Here is a 2,240-nt window from a genome sequence, read left to right as displayed (position 1 = left end):
CGCCGGCGACGCCGAACACCACCGCAGTCCCGCGCTGATCGCCACGGCCGTCGCGCTGCCGGTGGCGTTGCTGATCGGCATCGTGGTGGCGGCGGTCCTGGCGAACCGCACACCGGAGCTGGCGCCCGTGGCGCTGGGTCCGGTGGTGGCGCCGCAGGCCGAGTCCCCGGAGTGCGCGGCGCTGCTGGGTGCGCTGCCCGAGGAGGTCGGCGACCTCCGCCGCGCGGAGCTGGCCGACCCGGCCCCGGTGGGGGCCGCGGCTTGGCAGCCCGTCGAGGGTGAGCCGGTGGTGCTGCGGTGCGGGCTCGAGCGGCCGGCCGAGTTCGATCAGGCGGCGGCGCTGCAGGTGGTCGACGGTGTCCAGTGGTTCGAGGTGTCCGGCGCCGCGGAGGGCATCGATGCGAGCACGTGGTTCGTCGTGGACCGCCCCGTGTACGTGGCGCTGACAGTGCCGAACGGCTCGGGTCCGACTCCGCTGCAGACGATATCGGCGGCAGTCACGCGGTCGCTCCCGCAACAGCCGATCGACCCCGCGCCGGTCGCCGGCGGCTGACGGCGCCGGCCGTCGGCCCCTCGGAACCTACTGTGCCAGCATGGATCCCGACTCCAGGAAACGCTGGTGGAAGGACAGGGACTCGCCGAGCAGGTGCGGGGTGTGTCCGGCGTCGGGCACGGCCTCGGCCCGGTCGACGTAGTCGTGCAGCATGTCCCGGTAGTCCGGATGGGCGCAGTTGTCGACGACGACCCGGGAGCGGCGCCGCGGCGACAACCCGCGCAGGTCCGCTAGTCCCTGCTCGGTGACAAGGACCTGCACGTCGTGCTCGGTGTGGTCCACGTGCGGCACCATCGGCACGATCGACGAGATGCTGCCGCCCTTCGCGGTGGACGGGCTCAGGAACATCGACAGGTAGCCGTTGCGGGCAAAGTCGCCGGATCCGCCGATCCCGTTCATGATCTTGGTGCCCATGACGTGGGTGGAATTGACGTTGCCGTAGATGTCGGCCTCGAGCATGCCGTTCATCGCGATGATGCCGAGGCGGCGCACGATCTCGGGGTGGTTGCTGATCTCCTGGGGGCGCAGCACGATGTGCTCGCGGTAGAAGTCGATGTTCGACACCAGCTCGTCGATTCCGGCCTCGCTCAGCGCCAGCGACGTGGCGGACGCGAAGCGGACCGTGCCGTGCTTGATCAGGTGCAGCATGCCGTCCTGGATGACCTCGGAGTAGCAGGTCAGACCCTTGTGAGGGCCGGCATCGAGACCCTGGAGGACGGCGTTGGCCACGTTGCCGATGCCGGACTGCAGCGGCAGGAGCGTGTCCGCGGGCAGGCGGCCACGGGAGATCTCGTGCTCGAAGAAGTCCAGCACGTGCGCGGCGATCGCCTGGCTCACCGCGTCCGGCGGGGTCAGCGGGCTGGCGCTGTCGCGGGCGTGGGTCTCGACGACGGCGACGACCTTGTCCGGGTCGATACGGAACGTGCTCTGGCCGATGCGGTCCTCGACGTCCGTGAGCATGATCGGCTTGCGGTGCGGCGGCAGCGCGGTGCCGTAGTACACGTCGTGGATACCCGTCATCGCGGCCGGAATCCACGAGTTGACCTCGAGGATCACCTTCTCGGCGACGTCGAGCCAGGTCTTGTTGTTGCCGATCGACGCGGACGGGATCAGTTCACCGGTCTCGGTGACGCCGGAGACCTCGACGACCGCGACGTCGACGTGCCCGTAGTAGCCCTCCCAGACCTGCTGGGCGACGTGGGACAGGTGGATGTCCACGTAGTCCATGCGGCCGTTGTTGATGTTGCGGCGGGCGGTGGGCTCGGCCTGGTACGGCATCCGCAGGGAGATGCCGGCCACCTCCGACAGCATCCGCTCGGTCTCGGCGGAGACCGACGCGCCCGTGAGGAGGTTGACCGTGAAGTCGGTGCCGGCGGCGCGCGCGGCCCCGATGCGCTCCGCGAGCGCCGGGGTGATCGCCTTCGGCGTGCCGGCACTGGCGAAACCGCTGATGGCGACGGTGTGGCCCGGCTGGATCCAGCGGACGGCTTCCTCCGCCGACACGACCTTCTGCCGGAACGCCGGGTGGTCGATTCGGCTCGGAGAGGAGTCGGATGCGGGGCGGAGGAACTGCGTCTGCATAACGAACAGGGTACGAGCACGCTCGGCGGCCGACGACGCCTCCGTCACAGCGGCGGACCGGATGGGGCGCGGACCACTTCCCCCGCCGCATGCCACACCCCCGACC

At 70.4% G+C, this 2,240-nt stretch carries 2 protein-coding genes; one reads left to right on the top strand and one right to left on the bottom strand.

The window, feature by feature from the left end; all coding sequences use genetic code 11:
- Nucleotides 1–553 (top strand): DUF3515 domain-containing protein (locus G6038_RS30575; RefSeq protein WP_165042645.1); only part of this gene is annotated, 553 nt, incomplete at its 5' end.
- A gap of 27 nt (nt 554–580) precedes the next feature.
- Here the strand turns inward: G6038_RS30575 and G6038_RS30570 are convergent.
- Nucleotides 581–2,134, bottom strand: a complete 1,554-nt coding sequence (locus G6038_RS30570) for an acetyl-CoA hydrolase/transferase family protein (RefSeq protein WP_165042643.1) — start codon at nt 2,132–2,134, stop codon at nt 581–583.
- Nucleotides 2,135–2,240 lie beyond the last annotated feature (106 nt).

It is taken from the genome of Rhodococcus sp. 14C212, from assembly GCF_011058195.1.
Taxonomy (GTDB): domain Bacteria; phylum Actinomycetota; class Actinomycetes; order Mycobacteriales; family Mycobacteriaceae; genus Rhodococcus; species Rhodococcus aetherivorans.
Note: the sequence above shows the minus strand (reverse complement) of the source record. Positions and strands in the feature narration are given on the sequence as shown.